The organism is Blastomonas sp. SL216 (genome assembly GCA_026625625.1).
GTDB lineage: Bacteria > Pseudomonadota > Alphaproteobacteria > Sphingomonadales > Sphingomonadaceae > Blastomonas.
The window spans coordinates 3,319,669-3,336,137 of record CP113055.1 but is presented as its reverse complement, the minus strand read 5'-3'; the positions used below and the strand labels follow the sequence as shown (position 1 = coordinate 3,336,137).

At 65.3% G+C, this 16,469-nt stretch carries 14 protein-coding genes; 4 read left to right on the top strand and 10 right to left on the bottom strand.

The genetic code is table 11. From position 1 onward, the window contains the following. Nucleotides 1-8 precede the first annotated feature (8 nt). The 8 genes from OU999_15820 to OU999_15785 form a co-directional block, all read right to left on the bottom strand. The gene (locus tag OU999_15820; GenBank protein ID WAC23186.1) at nt 9-2,237 is read right to left on the bottom strand and encodes a flagellar hook-length control protein FliK; all 2,229 of its coding nucleotides are present in this window, start codon (nt 2,235-2,237) and stop codon (nt 9-11) included. Between the two features lie 80 nt (nt 2,238-2,317). After that, nucleotides 2,318-2,743 (bottom strand): hypothetical protein, encoded by a 426-nt coding sequence (locus tag OU999_15815; protein WAC23185.1) that lies wholly within the window; start codon nt 2,741-2,743, stop codon nt 2,318-2,320. Continuing rightward, a complete protein-coding gene (locus OU999_15810; protein WAC23184.1) occupies nt 2,740-4,071 on the bottom strand; it encodes a FliI/YscN family ATPase in 1,332 nt (443 codons plus the stop codon). The genes OU999_15815 and OU999_15810 overlap by 4 nt, the downstream gene beginning before the upstream one ends. Then, nucleotides 4,068-4,748 carry a hypothetical protein gene (locus tag OU999_15805; GenBank protein ID WAC23183.1) on the bottom strand — a complete coding sequence of 227 codons (681 nt, stop codon included), beginning with the start codon at nt 4,746-4,748 and terminating at the stop codon, nt 4,068-4,070. Before OU999_15805 ends, OU999_15810 begins: the two co-directional genes overlap by 4 nt. Further along, nucleotides 4,741-5,775: a flagellar motor switch protein FliG gene (gene fliG / locus OU999_15800; protein ID WAC25450.1), complete on the bottom strand. Its 1,035-nt coding sequence runs from the start codon at nt 5,773-5,775 to the stop codon at nt 4,741-4,743. The genes OU999_15805 and fliG overlap by 8 nt, the downstream gene beginning before the upstream one ends. A 13-nt stretch (nt 5,776-5,788) precedes the next feature. Then, on the bottom strand, nt 5,789-7,561 hold the full coding sequence (fliF, locus tag OU999_15795; protein WAC23182.1) for a flagellar basal-body MS-ring/collar protein FliF: 1,773 nt from the start codon (nt 7,559-7,561) through the stop codon (nt 5,789-5,791). Nucleotides 7,562-7,564: 3 nt separating this feature from the next. Continuing rightward, nucleotides 7,565-7,909: a flagellar hook-basal body complex protein FliE gene (gene fliE / locus OU999_15790; GenBank protein ID WAC23181.1), complete on the bottom strand. Its 345-nt coding sequence runs from the start codon at nt 7,907-7,909 to the stop codon at nt 7,565-7,567. Between the two features lie 22 nt (nt 7,910-7,931). Continuing rightward, the gene (locus tag OU999_15785) at nt 7,932-9,236 is read right to left on the bottom strand and encodes a sigma 54-interacting transcriptional regulator (GenBank protein WAC23180.1); all 1,305 of its coding nucleotides are present in this window, start codon (nt 9,234-9,236) and stop codon (nt 7,932-7,934) included. A gap of 333 nt (nt 9,237-9,569) precedes the next feature. On the opposite strand from OU999_15785, the gene OU999_15780 reads away from it, so the two are divergent. From OU999_15780 to OU999_15765, 4 genes are all read left to right on the top strand, one after another. Then, nucleotides 9,570-10,394, top strand: coding sequence for a flagellin (locus tag OU999_15780; protein ID WAC23179.1), 825 nt, complete (start codon nt 9,570-9,572; stop codon nt 10,392-10,394). Between the two features lie 154 nt (nt 10,395-10,548). Beyond that, nucleotides 10,549-11,361 (top strand): flagellin, encoded by an 813-nt coding sequence (locus OU999_15775; protein WAC23178.1) that lies wholly within the window; start codon nt 10,549-10,551, stop codon nt 11,359-11,361. Nucleotides 11,362-11,520: 159 nt separating this feature from the next. Then, on the top strand, nt 11,521-12,333 hold the full coding sequence (locus OU999_15770; protein WAC23177.1) for a flagellin: 813 nt from the start codon (nt 11,521-11,523) through the stop codon (nt 12,331-12,333). Nucleotides 12,334-12,491: 158 nt separating this feature from the next. After that, on the top strand, nt 12,492-13,313 hold the full coding sequence (locus OU999_15765; GenBank protein WAC23176.1) for a flagellin: 822 nt from the start codon (nt 12,492-12,494) through the stop codon (nt 13,311-13,313). 274 nt (nt 13,314-13,587) lie between these two features. Here the strand turns inward: OU999_15765 and OU999_15760 are convergent, their stop codons facing one another. Together OU999_15760 and flhA are read right to left on the bottom strand one after the other, a co-directional pair. Continuing rightward, entirely contained in the window at nt 13,588-14,313 is a 726-nt protein-coding gene (locus tag OU999_15760; protein WAC23175.1) for a FliA/WhiG family RNA polymerase sigma factor, read from the bottom strand. Nucleotides 14,314-14,357: 44 nt separating this feature from the next. Further along, on the bottom strand, nt 14,358-16,469 hold the full coding sequence (flhA, locus tag OU999_15755) for a flagellar biosynthesis protein FlhA (protein WAC23174.1): 2,112 nt from the start codon (nt 16,467-16,469) through the stop codon (nt 14,358-14,360).

Here is a 16,469-nt window from a genome sequence, read left to right as displayed (position 1 = left end):
TCAAAAGTTCAAGCGTAGCGGACATTGCCGCGCGGACGTCGGGGTGCGGGGGCCGCATCGGCCTGTCCGTCGGACGTGGTTGCGCGTTGTGCGGCATCACGCGCCGAGGCGCTTTCCGCACCGGACTGGCCGCGCTGCTGCTGCTGCGCCGATCCGTTCTGCGTTCCGGGCGACTGCTGGCGCAGTTCGACGGTCACTTCGGCATTGCGCTGGCCATTGGCGCGCAGATCCTGCTCCAGCCGGTGCTGCGAGCTGACCAGCGTATCGCGAACTGCGTCATGCTCGGTCACGATGCGCACCTGGTCACGCTCGGGTCCGGCCAGCATCTCGATATCGATGCGGCCGAGATGCTCGGGCATCACCTGGATCTTCACCATCTGCCCGCCATCGGCGAGCCGCGCGATCTGGCTTTCGATGCCCGCGACGAAACCGGCATCAAAGGCCAGATTCTGGACCGGAACCTGCGCCGGATTGGAAGCGCCGAGGGGCGCGCCAACATTGGCGGGCTGCTGGACCTGGGGGCTCACGGCGTTGAGCGCGGCGGCCCAGGCGGGCGGCACAGCCTCGATCGACTGGACGACGCCCTGTTCGGCGCTGAGGCTGGAGATCGCAGGCTGGATGCCGGGATCGGCCAGGTCGAACAATGCCGACAGGGCCTCTGCCGGACGCGGCGCCTGGACTGCACCTTCGACCATGCGGCGCGCAGGCGCGCTGATCGGCGCGCGCGTCGCACTGGTGCGCGGAGCGGGCGCTGCGGTCTGTGCCTGGGCCGGAGCGGTCATCGCCATGGGTGCAGCCTCAGCGGCATCGGGGACCTGCGCCGGGGCTGCGGGCTGAACCTGGAGCTGGGCCTGGGCCTGAGCCTGAGCCTGAGGTGCGGGCTGCGCTACGCCCTGCGGCAATGTCGGCGCTGCGGCGGTGATGGTTTGTTCAACCGACTGCACGAGCGGTGCGGCCGGTGCGGGCGGCGTGGCTGCGGCCTGATCCGGGGCGGGCGAGATCAGCTGGCCCGGTTGCGGCGCGGCGGCGGCGGGTGCCGGGATGCCGGGCTGCTGTGCGGGCGCGGACCGTGCGGCACGGGGCGTCAGTGTATCGATCGGCGCAGCGACGGCTTCGCTGACCACCGGCGCGGGCACAACGGGGGCATCAGCCACCGCAGCCATGGGCATCGGTTGCACGATGGCAGGCTGGACAGTCTCGATCGGAGCCTGAGCCAGGCGCGCCTTGCGCCCATGCGGCAGCTCAGAGGAGAGGGTCGTCGGCGCGGCGGTCTCAGCCGAAATGGGCTGATCAACCTCGGCCACGGACTCTGCTGTCACGCCCAGAGGCGCGGGCGCGAGGGGTGCCGGGGCCACAGGATCGACCGCGGCCGCAGCTGACTGTCCGAGCGGAGCTTGGGCCTGGGCGGCCGTCAGCGGATCGCTGATCGGTGCGCGCGCGGCGGGCTGAACCGGACCTGCCGCCTCATGCAGGGCGGCGGGCTGGCGCGGCGCTTCCGGCGCGGCTTCGGCGGCGATACGGGTGGTCCCCAGATCGGTCACCGGTGTTTCGGGACGAGGCGCCTGAACCGGCGCGATCGCCAGCGGCAGGGCGTGCACGATCGGCGTTTCGACCTGGATCGTCTCGTCCGCATTCTCGGCGCGGCTGCGCGGACGCGGCGCGGCGGGGCTCACGCTGTCCGCCGCCACAGGCTCGGCTTCGGCCGGAAGCTGGGCTTGAATCGGCATCGGTGCATCGGAGCGGATCAGATTCTTCAGATGCGGCACATCGGCTGCGCGCGGCAGCGGCTGCACCGTCACCGGCACCTGCGTGCCGGCCTGGATCGGCAGGCTCGGGGCTTCGGGCTCTGCCACCGGAGCGGCGGGGGCCTTCGCCTGGGCCGGCGTGGCAACGGGCGCAGCGGGTGCCGGGGCGATCGTAGCGGCCCCGGTGAGCGCAGCCTCGATCAGCTGCGATGCACTCGCCTCTTCGGGAAGCGGCGCGACAACGGGCGTTGCAAGTGCGACCGGTACCGGCGCAACGCTGGGTGCTTCAGCTGCTGGCACAGTGATGGCAGCGCCGTCCACAGCCAGCGCGCTGGGCTGCGCAGGGACAGCCACATCCGCCAGCGTTGCGGCAAAGGCGCCCTCGCCTGCCCCCGGCAGCACGGCGGCAGGCGCAAGCATGCCCGCAACGGAGGCTTCCGTTCCGGACATCAGCGCGAGCTGGCTGGCAAAGGGGTTGGCGTCAAGGCTCATGCCAGACTTGACAGCAGGAAGCGTGCCAATTGAAAGTGAAAGCAGCGACGACCCCGAGAGCGTCTGCATCATGTCCTGGCTCATTCCTCTGCCTCCTTTGGATATTTTCTCTTGAGCGGCAGGCGCGCGGCCTTGCGTTCGGCGGTCTCATCCGCCGCTGCAATGGCTCTGCCCAGCAGCTTTGATGTGGTTTCACGGTCGATATAGGCGGCAGTGCGTTGCCGCTCCGCCTGGGCAAGGTGTTGCCGCGCCCGGCCCAAGGCGACGTTGATCTCGCCATCCGCGCGGATCAGGCGCTGGGCGAGCTCAAGCTGCGCGTGCAGCGACGCGCCATTGGCGCAGTGCCCAGCATCAAAGGCATTGTCGCGCAGCCGCTTCAGCCGCTCGGCATTGTTGACCAACGTGGCCTCGTTGCGCTGCGCAGCGGCAGCGGCGCCGATGGCCAGCTTGACCTGCGCCTCGCGCACCGCGTGCACCCGTTTCCAGGATTTGGGCTTCAGGCTCATGCGCCAAAGCTCTGCAACAGTTCAGCGACGCTCTCGTCCAGGTCGATCCGGTCGTGCGGTCCCTGGCGGATGAACGCCAGCAGATCGGGCCGGCGCGCCACAGCCTCGTCGATATTGGCGTCCGATCCCTCGCGATACGCCCCCATCAGCAGCAGGTCGCGATTTTCCTCATAGGCGGACCAGATTCGGCGGAAATTCGCCATCGCGCGGCGATGTTCATCGGGAATGATGTCGGTTGCGACGCGGCTCAGCGACTTGCCGATGTCGATTGCGGGGAAGATGCCCTGCTCGGCCATCGATCGCGACAGGATGATATGCCCGTCGACAATCGCGCGCGCGCCATCGACCACCGGGTCGTCCAGATCGTCGCCATCGGCCAGCACGGTGTACAGCGCGGTGATCGATCCGCCGCTTTCCTTGTCATTGCCGGCGCGCTCGACCAGCTTGGGGATCAGCGCGAGCGCCGAAGGCGGATAGCCCTTCATCGTCGGCGGCTCGCCCAGCGCCAGCCCGATCTCGCGCTGCGCATGCGCGACGCGGGTGAGGCTGTCGATGATCAGCAAAACCTTCTTGCCCTGCTTGCGGAAATATTCGGCGATCGCGGTCGCGCGGAAGGCGGCGCGCAGGCGCAGGATCGGGCTGTGGTCGGCGGGAACCGCAACGGTAACGGTGCGCGACTTCATCGGCCCCGACATCTTGGTCTCGACAAAATCGCTGACCTCGCGGCCGCGCTCGCCGATCAGCCCGACGACAATGATGTCCGCTTCGGCAAAGCCGATGATCTGGCCGATCAGCACCGATTTGCCGACGCCCGAACCAGCCGCCACGGCGATGCGCTGGCCATGCCCTGCGGTCAGCAGCGCGTTGATCGCACGAACGCCGAGGTCGATCGTCTTGGTCACGCGGCCACGGTTGAGCACATTCTCGCGCTTGCCGGCGAGCGGCCAGCGGTCGTGCGCGATGATCGGCCCCAGGCCGTCGAGCGGTTCGCCCATCGGGCCGATGATCCGGCCGAGCAAGGCATCGCCGACAACCGCCATATTGGCCTGGGCGTCGGGTTCGACGCGCGCGCCGCTGCGCAATGCCGCATCGCTTTCCAGCGGCACCATCATCGCGCGCGAACCGCGAAAACCGGCGATTTCGGCGCGGATGCGGCGGCCATCGGCGGCGCGCACCGATCCGCCGTAGCCGATCGGATAATCGAAGCCGGTCACTTCCAGCATGCCGCCTTCATGCGCGACCAGCCGTCCGACCCGGCGCGGCCCCGCTTCCAGCGACGCCACCTTGTCGGTGAACTGGCGAACCGCCTCTTCCTGTGCCGCGATCATTGGTCGCCCTCCAGATCGTCGATCAGCCCCTGCAGGGCGTCGAGCATCGGCTGGGTTCCTTGCTCAATCCATCCATCGGCATGGTTAAGCGAAACCGTGCCGCGCCGGATCGATGCATCGGGGGTCAGCACCAGGCCGCATTCGGCATCGCCGAGCAGCTTCAGGTCGTCAGGGTGCAGGTGCAAAGTGCTGCCGCGCATGTCGCGGGTGACCAGCGTCGCCAGCGACCGGCAATGCTTTTCCAGCACGGCGGCATCGGGCTCGGCAAAACCGCTGGAGCGTTCGAGCATCTGCTTCATCGCGTGCAGCAGCATCGCGCAAAGCCCCTGCGAAAGCTGGGGCCGCAGCGCAACGATCGCCTGGGCCAGCGCCTGGGTTGCGCCATCGCTCGCCTGCATCTCGGCCTGGGCCTGGGCGATGCCATCGGCGACACCCTGATCATAGGCCTGGACGAGCATTTCCTCGGGCGAGGGACCTTCCTCGACCATCATGTCGTCATCGGCCATGGCGTCGAGCCCATAATCCATCGGCTGGGCATGCAGATCGGCCTCGGCCAGATCGGCCATCGACGAGAAGATCGGCGACGGGCGAAAGGCGCTGGCCGCCGGCTGCATCTGCCAGACCGGCATGAACTGGGCTTCACCGGTGGCCATAATCGAGATCGGGCGATCAGACATATTCGTCTCCACCGCCACCGATCACGATGTCGCCCGCATCGGCCATGCGCTTGGCGGCCTGGATGATGGCGCGCTGCGCCTCGAGCACTTCGGACATCGGCATCGGTCCGCGATCGTTGATCTCGTCGGCAATCGACTGCGCAGCGCGGCTGGACATGCAGCCGAACATCTTGTCGCGCAGCTTGTCTTCCGCACCCTTGAGCGCCGGAACCAGCAGCTTGGATTCGATCGAACGGACCAGCGTGCCCAGATCCTTGGCGTCGAGCCGGATAAGGTCGGCAAAGACGAACATCTCGTCCTCGATACGCCGGGCGATTTCCTTGTCGCGCTTGGTGACGGCGCGGATGATGCGCTGGCTTTCGCGCTTGTTGATGATGTTCATGATCGCTGCCGCATCGGACGTGCCGCCCGACGAGGATGCACCACCGCCGCCACGCGGCGCACCGCCCTGGCTGACGAGCAGCGCCTCGATCGTCTCGACCGCCTCGGGGCTGACCGGACCCAGCGTGGCGAGGCGGAACACGACGTCCTCCTGCGCATCGGGGGGCAGCAGCTGCAGCACATTGGCGGCGATTTCGGGCTTCAGGAACGACAGCACGACGGCTGCGATCTGGGGATGTTCATGCTCGACCAGCAGCGCGATCTCGACCGGATCCATCCATTTCAGCGCTTCCAGCCCGCCGCCTGCCTTTTTCGGCGCGATCCGCGTCAGCATGGTTTCGGCGCGGCGATCGCCGAGCGCGCGCTTGAGCATGCCCTCGATCTGCTCTTCGGCCTTGTAGCCCAGCATGGTGCGGTTGCGGGCCTTGTCGATGAACATGTCCAGCACCTCGTTGATGTCCTCGGCACCGATATCGGCGACGGTGTACATCATCTCGCTAAGCTGGCGGACCTCGTCGGGCTCCAGTCGGGTCAGGATTTCTGCGGCCTGTTCTTCGGAGAAGAGCAGCATCAGGATCGCCGCGGCCTGCTGGCCGGGGATCGGGCGGCGGGCTTCGGGCGCAGGTGCACCGCCGTCTTCGGCCATGGTGTCGAGCGCATCAGGCATTTGCAGGCTCCTTGGCGGCATCGGCATTGCCCTTCAGCAATTCGCGGACGACCAGCGTGGCATGGTCCGGATTCTGTCGGACGAAGTTCTGGATCAGCAGGGCACGCTCCTGATAGGTGGCAGCGGCGTTGATCATGTCGAGCGTCACCGGCTCGTTTTCCTTCTGGGCGCGGGCTGCGCCGCCATTGCCATCCTTGCCTTCACTGGCCAGGGCCTGGGTCAGCATTTCGCCGGTCTCGGCCGCCTTGGCCGCGTCAGCCGCAGCCTTGTCGTCGGCCTTCTGGCGGGTGTAGCGCTTCAGCAGCGGGCGGCCGATGCCGAAGATCAGCGCCAGTGCAACCAGCAGCGCCGATACGTTGCGCACCACCATGTTGAACCAGCTCGCCTCGTAGAACGGCTCTTCAACCTTGGTCACCGGTTCGAAATTGCGCGACGAGATGGCCACCTGGTCACCGCGAGCGGTGTCGAAGCCGATCGCACCCTTGACCAGCGCCTCAATGGCGGCAATTTCCTGCGCGCTGCGCTCCTTGCCGCCGGGCAGGTTCTTGACCGCGACGGCAACCGAGATGCGGGTGACCTTGCCCGAAGGCTCCTTGGTCACCGCGATCTGACGGCCAAGCTCGAAATTACGGTTGGTCTGCTCGTTGCGGGTCGTGGTCGCACCGGGCGCTGCTGCCTCTGCACCCTGCAGCTGGGCACCGGCTTCGGGCGTCACATTAGGATCGGCGGGCGGCTGGTTGGCCAGTGCCCCCGGAACACCACCGGCAGGCGCCGGATTGGCCTCGGTCGAGATCGAAGTCTGTTCGCTCTTCACCCGGGCTTCATCGGCGGGGAAGGTTTCGGTCGTCGCCTGGCGTTCGGTCATGTTGACCTCGGTCGAGACCTCGGCGACGAAATTGCCTGCACCCAGCACCGGCGTCAGCAGCGCGTTGAGCTGGCGACGATAGCGTTCCTCGATCGCTTCCTTCATCTCGATCTGCTGTTCGACACCGGTCATGCCGGCCGTGCCATCGCCCGAAAGCAGGCGGCCGTTCTGGTCGACCACCGACACATTGTCGGCAGACAGGCCGGGGACCGAGCTCGCCACGAGATGGACGATCGCCTGCACCTGCGATTCAGGCAGGCGTCCGGCATTGGCGAGCTGCAGCACCACCGAGGCAGCAGGCTCGTTGCGATCGCGGATGAACACGCTGGGCGGTTCGACCGCCAGATGGACGCGTGCGGAGACGACCGATTCCATCGCCTCGATGCTGCGTGCAAGGTCCAGCTCGCGCGCGGCGCGGAGCTTTTCATTCTCCACCGCGCGGCTGGCACCCATCGGCATCGACGAGATCAGCTCGTCGCCGCTGGGTGCGCTCTTGGGCAGGCCCTGTGCGGCCAGCGCAATCTTGGCCTTATGGTAATCCTCTTCGGACACCATGATCGTGCCCGAGCTTTCCTCGAAACTGTACGGAATGGTCGAGCTGTCGAGCGCGGCAATGACCGCAGCCTTGTCGCTATCGGGCAGGCCGCGGAACAGATCGCGCTGCGGCGGTTCGCGCAATGCCGCCCAGGCGAGCACCGAAAGCAGCACCACGCCCAGAAAGCCCATCAGCGGCATCGCCTTGGCCACGGCGGGCTGGCTGATGAAATTGCGGACCTGCGCGGGAATGGCGGTGCCGTTCAGCACACGCGCCGAAGCGCCTGCGCCCGTACCGGGGGTGCCGGGGATGACCGCCGGGGCGGATCCATCGATCGAATTCGGGGTAATGGTGATATCGGACATGGATTACACCGGCATGTTCATGATGTCCTGATACGCGGACAGCAATTTGTTACGGACCTGAAGTGTCGCTTCGAAACCGATCGACGCCTTCTGCTTGGCCATCATCACCGCTGCGATGTCGGTGGTCTGGCCCATTTCATAGGCGGTCGCCGCGTCGGACGAGGCGTGTTGCACCTGGTTGACCTGGTCGAGCGCCGTCTTGAGCGTGCCGGAAAAGCCGTCGGGCTTGGTCTCGGTCGTCTCGGTGCCCAGCATGGGGGATTTTTTGCTGAGCTGCTGCAGCGCGCTGTTCTGCTGCAGAATGGCATTGCGCGCGGCCATGATGGAGCTGCTGATATTGGTGCTCATGATCTAGCGTTCCCGTGATCGATCAGGCCGCAGCCGCCAGCTCGCGCATATTGGCGAGGCGGTAGCGCAGGGTGCGTTCGGAGATGCCGAGCATCTTGGCGGTTTCGCGGCGGTTGCCGCCATTTTCGTCGAGCGCGCGCTGGATGGCGTCATGCTCCACGGCGCGCGACAGGCTGTGCAGATCGCTGCCACGCATCAGCCGGGCAGAACCGGCCGCCGGCACAGGATCGGCACGCGGGGTGCTGATGGCAGGCGCAGCGGCGGGCTGAACCGGGGCGGGCGTGAACAGCCGCACCGGGGCCAGACCCAGGTCTTCGGCTTCGATGACATCGCTTTCACGCAGCACCAGCGCACGCTGCAGCACATTGCCCAGCTCGCGGGCATTGCCCGGCCAGCTGTGCGCCTGCAGCGTTTCCAGCGCCTCGGCGCTCAGCCAGGCAAAGTCATGTGCGTCATTCTGCATGCGCAGCAGCATGGCAGCGGCAATGGCGCGGACATCCTGACGGCGATCGGCAAGGCGGGGGAGTGCGATCGGCATCACGTTGAGGCGCCAGTAGAGGTCTTCGCGGAACTCGCCGGCAGCAACAAGGTCGGCAGCGTCGCGGTTGGCAGCGGTGACGATGCGGACATCGACCTTGACCGCGCGGGTTTCACCCACCGGCAGAACTTCGCCTTCCTGCAGCGCGCGCAGCAGCTTGGCCTGCAGCGCCAGCGGCAGCTCGGTAATTTCGTCGAGGAACAGGGTGCCGCCATGCGCGGCGCGGAACAGGCCCTCGCCATCGGCCGAGGCACCGGTAAAGGCGCCCTTCTTGTGGCCGAACAATATGGCTTCGACCATGGTTTCGGGGAGAGCCGCGCAGTTGACCGCGATGAACGGCCCCTTGGCGCGCGGGCTTTCGTCATGCACCAGCCGGGCCATGCCCTCCTTGCCGGTGCCGGTTTCACCCTGGATCAGCACGGCAGCTTCGCTGCGCGCGATGCGGGCGGCATAGCCCATCAGCTTGGCCATGGCCGGTTCGCCGACCGCAGGACCACGGCCAGCGCGCAGCAGCTCTGCCACCAGCGCCAGGCCCAGGGCCATGTCGTCAAAGCCAAAGGCGATGCGGGCGGGCAGGCCATTGGCAGCGCGCACCAGTGCCGGTGCACCGTCGCGGAAATCGATGAGAATGTCACGATGGCTGGCCGATGCGATCTCTTCGGCCATCAGCACCTTGGCGCAATTGGCGGCAGCGCCGCCTGCGACCGGGTTGATCCAGGCCGATTTGAGCCAGCTTTCCAGCATCGGCAGTTTTTCACGTACCGCCTGGCTGAGAGTGCATTCGATCATTTTTTCAGTCCCCCGACTTAATGGATCGCTGGGCCAGCCGTTAAACTGGCCCCCGCAGGTCCAAACAAAGCAATCGCCGTGCCAAATCGGGAAAACGGCAGAAAATGGCCGCCCACACCCCCCTATATATATAAGGCACAGCACCCCTGCCAAAATCTTGACGGGTTTTGCCGGGCCGGAGCGTCAAGAAATTGACGGCTGTCAGCCAAATGACAACCTCTGAGAAAGGTGTGTGAAAACTTCTTAATGGCTTTCCGACCGTGCCGTTAACCATGTCGAGGCCGCTGACAGAGGCAGTGGGCTGCAAGATTGACGAAGCGAAAGGAATGACTGATGACTGTTATCGGAACGAATATCGGCGCTATCCGCGCTGCCAATGCATCGACCGCGGCCCAGGCCATGCTGGGCAAGGCCATCGACCGACTGTCGACCGGCAAGCGCATCAACTCGGCCGCTGACGATGCTGCCGGCAACGCCATTGCCACCCGCATGACCTCGCAGATCCGCGGTCTCAACCAGGCGGTCCGCAACGCGAACGACGGTATCTCGCTGACCCAGACGGCCGAAGGCGGCATGAACGAGATCACCAACATGATCCAGCGTATGCGGGAACTGGCCGTGCAGTCGGCATCGGGCACGCTCAGCAACAGCGACCGCACCAACCTGCAGGCGGAAGTCGCGGCGCTGATCCTTCAGGTCGACGATGTGGCCGGCAAGACCAACTTCAACGGTGTCCCGCTGCTCAATGCCGCTGCAGCAGCAACCCCGATCGCCATCCAGACCGGCCTTGCAGCTGGTGACGTGGTGAACATCGGCCTGGCAGACGTGACCACGACGGGTCTGGCCATCGGCACCTCCGACATCAGCACCGTTGCCGGTGCAGGCGCGGCACTGACTGCGCTCGATACCGCGCTCAACACCATCTCGACCGCACAGGCCAACCTTGGCGCCAGCCAGAACCGTCTGCAGGCGACCGTGTCGAGCCTGGTCAACCGCTCGACCAACCTGTCCGAGGCCCGCTCGCGCATCCAGGATGCCAACTTCTCGGATGAATCGACCAACCTCGCCAAGGCCCAGATCCTGAGCCAGGCATCGACCGCGATGCTCGCCCAGGCGAACCAGAGCCAGCAGGGCGTCCTCACCCTGATCCGCGGATAATCAGGTGGATCAAAAGATAACAGCATCGTCGGGAAAATGACGGGCGTCAAAATACTGGTGAGATTTTGACTTAAAGCCCGTCATTCACCGCCGTTATTCCTTTCGAGGCCGCTTTGGTGGGACCGAGCCGCCCTTGGATTGAAAGGAACAACAGATGACTGTTATCGGAACCAATGTTGCGGCTCTCCGTGCTGCCAATGCTTCGACCTCGGCACAGATGAGCCTGTCGAAGTCGATCGATCGCCTGTCGACCGGCAAGCGTATCAACTCCGCATCCGACGATGCCGCCGGCAATGCCATTGCCACCCGCATGACCTCTCAGGTCCGTGGCCTGAACCAGGCCGTCCGCAATGCCAATGACGGCATTTCGCTGGCACAGACGGCCGAAGGCGGGATGAACGAAATCGTCAACATGATGCAGCGTATGCGCGAACTGTCGGTTCAGTCCGCTTCGGGCACGCTGGTCAACGGTGACCGCGCCAACCTGCAGGCGGAAGTCACCGCCCTGCTGGCGCAGGTCAACGACGTCGCCGGCAAGACCAACTTCAACGGCGTTGCGCTGCTGAACACCGCAACCCCCGTCGCCATCCAGACCGGCATCAACGCGGGCGACACGGTGAACGTCGCACTGACCGACGTGACCGCCACGGGCCTGGCCATCAACACGATCGACATCAGCACCGCCGCTGGCGCGGGCACCGCGCTGACCGCGCTGGACACCGCGCTCAACTCGATCACCACCGCACAGGCGAACCTCGGCGCTGCCCAGAACCGTCTGCAGGCGACCGTCTCGAGCCTGGTCAACCGCTCGACCAACCTGTCGGAAGCGCGCTCGCGCATCCAGGACGCCAACTTCTCGGATGAATCGACCAACCTCGCAAAGGCCCAGATCCTGAGCCAGGCATCGACCGCGATGCTCGCCCAGGCGAACCAGAGCCAGCAGGGCGTCCTCAGCCTCATCCGGTAAGAAATGAGGGTCGGGCTGACGGGCCAGCAGTCAATAAAATGACGCGCCCGACAAAATTCTGACGCTTTTTGCTTAATCCCCCGTCAGCCCCACCGTCAACGTGCTTGAGGCCACCTATGGAAGAAGGTGGTCGCAGGGAAGAAGTGAAAGGAACCCACGATGACCGTAATTGGAACGAACGTCGCAGCACTGCGTGCTGCAAACGCTTCGACCTCGGCTCAAATGAGCCTGTCGAAGTCGATCGATCGCCTGTCGACCGGCAAGCGCATCAACTCCGCATCCGACGACGCCGCCGGTAATGCGATTGCTACCCGCATGACCTCGCAGATCCGCGGCCTCAACCAGGCTGTGCGTAACGCGAACGACGGCATCTCGCTGGCCCAGACGGCCGAAGGCGGCATGAACGAAATCGTCAACATGATGCAGCGTATGCGCGAACTGTCGGTGCAGTCGGCATCGGGCACGCTGGCAGCTGGTGACCGCACCAACCTGCAGGCGGAAGTTACCGCCCTGCTCGCGCAGGTCGATGACGTTGCCGGCAAGACCAACTTCAACGGCGTCTCGCTGCTGAACACGGCTGGCCCCGTGGCCATCCAGACCGGCATCAACTCGGGCGACACGGTCAATATCGGCCTTGCCAACGTGACCGCGACCGGCCTGTCGATCAACGCCATCGACATCAGCACTGCCGCTGGTGCCGGCACGGCGCTGACCGCTCTGGACACCGCCCTCAACACGATCACCACCGCACAGGCGAACCTTGGTGCAAGCCAGAACCGTCTGCAGGCGACCGTGTCGAGCCTGGTGAACCGCTCGACCAACCTGTCGGAAGCGCGCTCGCGTATTCAGGACGCCAACTTCTCGGATGAATCGACCAACCTCGCCAAGGCCCAGATCCTGAGCCAGGCGTCGACGGCGATGCTGGCCCAGGCCAACCAGAGCCAGCAGGGTGTGCTGAGCCTGATCCGATAAACGACGACGTTGGGCTGACGGCGGCCAGGTCAGGATAACGAAGCGTCTGCCAATTTCATGACGCAAGTTGCCTGGCTGCCCGTCAGCCCAGCCGTCAAACCTCTTGAGGTCGTCCTTGGAACAGGGGCCACCCCTGAGACCAGTGGAAGGAACCACAAATGACTGTTATCGGAACCAATGTTGCAGCGCTGCGCGCTGCCAATGCTTCGTCCTCGGCTCAGATGAGCCTGTCGAAGTCGATCGATCGCCTGTCGACCGGCAAGCGCATCAACTCCGCGGCGGATGACGCTGCCGGTAATGCCATTTCCACGCGCATGACCTCGCAGATCCGCGGCCTCAACCAGGCCGTCCGTAACGCGAACGACGGCATCTCGCTGGCGCAGACCGCTGAAGGCGGCATGAACGAAATCGTCAACATGATGCAGCGTATGCGTGAACTGGCCGTGCAATCGGCTTCGGGCACGCTGGCCAACAGCGACCGTACGAACCTCCAGGCGGAAGTCACCGCGCTGAAGGCGCAGGTCAACGATGTTGCCAACAAGACCAACTTCAACGGCGTTGCGCTGCTAAACACTGCAACCCCGGTCGCGATCCAGACCGGAATCGCCTCGGGCGACACCGTGAATATCGCGCTCACCAACGTCACGACCGTTGGCCTGGGCATCGATACCGTCGACATCGGCGACCTCAGCGGCACCGGTGATCCGGCCGCCGCGCTGACCGCGCTCGATACTGCGCTGAACACGATCACCACCGCACAGGCAAGCCTGGGTGCCAGCCAGAACCGTCTGCAGGCGACCGTGTCGAGCCTGGTCAACCGTTCGACCAACCTGTCGGAAGCCCGCTCGCGTATTCAGGATGCGAACTTCTCCGAGGAATCGACCAACCTCGCCAAGGCCCAGATCCTGAGCCAGGCATCGACCGCGATGCTGGCCCAGGCCAACCAGAGCCAGCAGGGTGTTCTGAGCCTGATCCGTTAATTGGTCAGGAACCCGACTGCGGTTCAACCGTAGGAAGGGACGCAACGGCCGTTACCGACAACTCAATGGCCTGAGCTGATATTCGATCAACCCTCTTCCCGGCTAAACGGGAGGGGGGTTTTTCGTTCTTGGGGGCAGTGGGCAGAAAGCCCTCTCTCCTTCAGGGGAGAGGGTTGGGAGAGGGGGTGGCGCAACGGCAGCCCCTCTCAGCTGCGGCTAGGCGGCAAGCCGCCAAGCCTCGCTTCTCTCCCCTGAAGGGGAGAGAGCAGATGCCTTACCGCGAGCTGGCCAGCCGCTTGCGCAGCGTTTCCAGCGCGGACTTCTTGATCTGGCACACGCGCGCGGCGGTGATGCCCAGCACCAGTCCGATTTCGTCGAGGTTCATCTCCTCGATATAATGCAGCTGCAGGATCAGCTGCTCGCGCTCCTTGAGCGTGCCGATGCTGGCATTGAGCAGCTTCTTGAGATTGTCCGCCTCCATGCGGGTTTCGGCCGAATCCTCGCTATCGGCAAACCACATCGAATGTTCGGAATAGACCTCGTCCATCGATTCGAACTTCACGTCCTGCGCCGCATCGGACCGCATGCGGAATTCGGCGGCGTCCATGCCCAGCGCAGCGGCGACCTCCTGCTCGGTCGGGTTGCGGCCGAGTTCGCGCACCAGCTTTTCCTGCACCCGGCGCAGCTGCTTGCGGAAATCCATCGCGGAACGGCACATGTTGCTGTTGGCGCGAAGATGATCGATCAGCGCGCCGCGAATGCGCATGCTGGCATAGGTGGCAAAGCCGTGGCCGCGATCCTCGTAATTGTTCGCCGCCTCGACCAGCGCGACCATGCCGATCTGGACCAGGTCCTCGATCTCTATGACCCCCGGCGCCATGCCGCGCACATGCCAGGCCAGTTTGCGGACCAGCGGCAGATGCGCCTCGATCAGCTTGCCGGGTGGCACCGCGGCAGGCTTGCGGCCGTAGGTGATCGTCTCAATGGGTAGATGCTGCATAGTCTTTGTCCAGCTTCATGAGAATGTTCAAGATCGCGTCTGCATCAGCCGCGCGAGAAGGAATGTTCGGCCTGGGGCGTGCGATAGCCCGCCTGCCCGCCCACGGTGGCGACCACCTCGACCGGTTTGTCGTCAGGCAGCTCGCGGAACGAGAGCACCGGCGTATCGGGGAAGCGCGGGCGCAGCAGATCGGCGAGCGGCTTGCGGGCCTGGGGCGAGGTAACCAGTGCATAATTGCGCTGCTCGAGCATCAGCGGCCGCGCCGCCTGTTCGATCGCGCCGAGAATGCGCTGCGCCAGCCCCGGTTCGATCGGGAAGGCGGCATCGCCGGCGACACGCAGCGACTGGGCGAGCAGCGTTTCCAGCTCGGCATCCAGCGTGACCACCGGCAGCGGCAGGTTCACCGGCACCAGCGACTGGATGATGATCGAACCGATCCGTTGGCGCACGCCCTCGACGATCTGCGCGACCGTGGTGCCCTCGGCGGCAGCCTCGACCATCGCCGAACAGATGCGGCGGAAGTCCTTGAGCGGCACGCCCTCGCGCAGCAGTTCGCGGCAGACGGCGGAGATGGTGAACAGCGAAAGCGGCTGCGGGGTGAGGCCGTCGACCAGCTGGGGCGAGTTTTCCTTGAGCGTTTCCAGCAGCTTCTTGGTCTCGTCCATGCCGAACAGCTGCGCGGCGTTGAGGCGGACCATCTGGTTGAGATGCGTCGCCATAACGGTTGCGGCATCGACCACGGTATAGCCTGCGACGATCGCCTCGGCGCGCTTGTCGGCGCTGATCCACACCGCATCCATGCCGAAGGTCGGGTCCTTGCAGGGACGGCCGTCGATCGGGCTGTCGATATCGCCGCTGTCCAGCGCGAGCAGATCGTCAGGCCAGATCTCGTCCTCGGCGACGATCGTGCCACCGATGGTGATGCGATAGCTGTTGGCGGCCAGCAGCATGTCGTCCTTGATGCGGACCAGCGGGATGACGAAGCCCAGTTCCTTGGAGATCTGCTTGCGGATGCCGGTGACGCGGCGCATCAGCGGGGCATCGCGGCGTTCGTCGACCAGCGGCACCAGGCCAAAGCCGACATCGATCCCCAGCATCGCGCCGTCGGACACGTCCTCCCAGTCGATGGCATTGGGGTTTTCGGGCACGGCAGGCGCGGTGCTTTCGGGGACCACCGGCTTGGGGCGCGACAGCTTCCAGGCGATGAACCCGGCAGCAGCGGCAGCGGGCAGGATGATGAGGTGCGGCATGCCGGGCAGCAGGCCCATGATGCCCAGGATCGCCGCCACCGGGGTCCAGGCCTTGGCGATCGCGAACTGGCCGGAAATCTGGCCGGGCAGGTCGAGCGGCGAGTTGACGCGGGTCACGATCGACGCAGCGGCGATCGACAGCAGCAGCGCGGGCACCTGTGCGACCAGCGCGTCACCGATGGCGAGCATCGTGTAGTTGGAGGCGGCTTCGCTGATGCCCAGGCCGTGGCTGGCCATGCCCAGGATGATGCCGCCGACGATATTGACCACCAGGATCAGCACGCCTGCGACCGCATCGCCCTTCACGAACTTGGACGCACCGTCCATCGAACCGTAGAAGTCCGCTTCGGTCGCAACCTCGGCGCGGCGGGCCTTGGCCTCTTCGGGCGTCATCAGACCGGCGTTGAGATCGGCGTCGATCGCCATCTGCTTGCCGGGCATCGCATCCAGGGTGAAGCGCGCGGACACTTCGGACACGCGGCCGGCGCCCTTGGTGATAACGACCAGGTTGATGATCATCAGGATGGCGAAGACGAAAATGCCGACGACATAGTCGCCGCCGATCAGCAGGCTGCCAAAGGCCTCGATCACATGGCCGGCCGCAGCGCCGCCTTCATGCCCGTGCACCAGCACCACGCGGGTGGAGGCGACGTTGAGGCCGAGGCGCAGCAGCGTGGCGAACAGCAGTACGGTGGGGAAGCTGGAAAAGTCGAGCGGCTTGGTGACGTTCAGGGCCACCATCAGCACCGCAAGGCTGATCATGATGTTGAAGATGAAACCGATGTCCAGCACGAGGGCGGGCACGGGCAGCACGAGGAACACCACCAGCAAGAGGGTGGCGAGCGGCAGGATCGAGCCGCGCGACATGGCGAGGATATTGGCAAGCTTGCTGGGCGCAGGTATCAT

What these genes read in the sequence shown, in the direction of transcription:
- OU999_15760 (WAC23175.1), bottom strand. Translation starts at nt 14,313, where the DNA reads ATGCAGCATCTACCCATTGAGACGATCACCTACGGCCGCAAGCCTGCC.
- OU999_15815 (WAC23185.1), bottom strand. Translation starts at nt 2,743, where the DNA reads ATGAGCCTGAAGCCCAAATCCTGGAAACGGGTGCACGCGGTGCGCGAG.
- OU999_15810 (WAC23184.1), bottom strand. Translation starts at nt 4,071, where the DNA reads ATGATCGCGGCACAGGAAGAGGCGGTTCGCCAGTTCACCGACAAGGTG.
- OU999_15785 (WAC23180.1), bottom strand. Translation starts at nt 9,236, where the DNA reads ATGATCGAATGCACTCTCAGCCAGGCGGTACGTGAAAAACTGCCGATG.
- fliF (WAC23182.1), bottom strand. Translation starts at nt 7,561, where the DNA reads ATGTCCGATATCACCATTACCCCGAATTCGATCGATGGATCCGCCCCG.
- OU999_15805 (WAC23183.1), bottom strand. Translation starts at nt 4,748, where the DNA reads ATGTCTGATCGCCCGATCTCGATTATGGCCACCGGTGAAGCCCAGTTC.
- OU999_15775 (WAC23178.1), top strand. Translation starts at nt 10,549, where the DNA reads ATGACTGTTATCGGAACCAATGTTGCGGCTCTCCGTGCTGCCAATGCT.
- OU999_15820 (WAC23186.1), bottom strand. Translation starts at nt 2,237, where the DNA reads ATGAGCCTTGACGCCAACCCCTTTGCCAGCCAGCTCGCGCTGATGTCC.
- flhA (WAC23174.1), bottom strand. Translation starts at nt 16,469, where the DNA reads ATGATACCTGCGCCCAGCAAGCTTGCCAATATCCTCGCCATGTCGCGC.
- fliE (WAC23181.1), bottom strand. Translation starts at nt 7,909, where the DNA reads ATGAGCACCAATATCAGCAGCTCCATCATGGCCGCGCGCAATGCCATT.
- OU999_15765 (WAC23176.1), top strand. Translation starts at nt 12,492, where the DNA reads ATGACTGTTATCGGAACCAATGTTGCAGCGCTGCGCGCTGCCAATGCT.
- OU999_15780 (WAC23179.1), top strand. Translation starts at nt 9,570, where the DNA reads ATGACTGTTATCGGAACGAATATCGGCGCTATCCGCGCTGCCAATGCA.
- fliG (WAC25450.1), bottom strand. Translation starts at nt 5,775, where the DNA reads ATGGCCGAAGACGGCGGTGCACCTGCGCCCGAAGCCCGCCGCCCGATC.
- OU999_15770 (WAC23177.1), top strand. Translation starts at nt 11,521, where the DNA reads ATGACCGTAATTGGAACGAACGTCGCAGCACTGCGTGCTGCAAACGCT.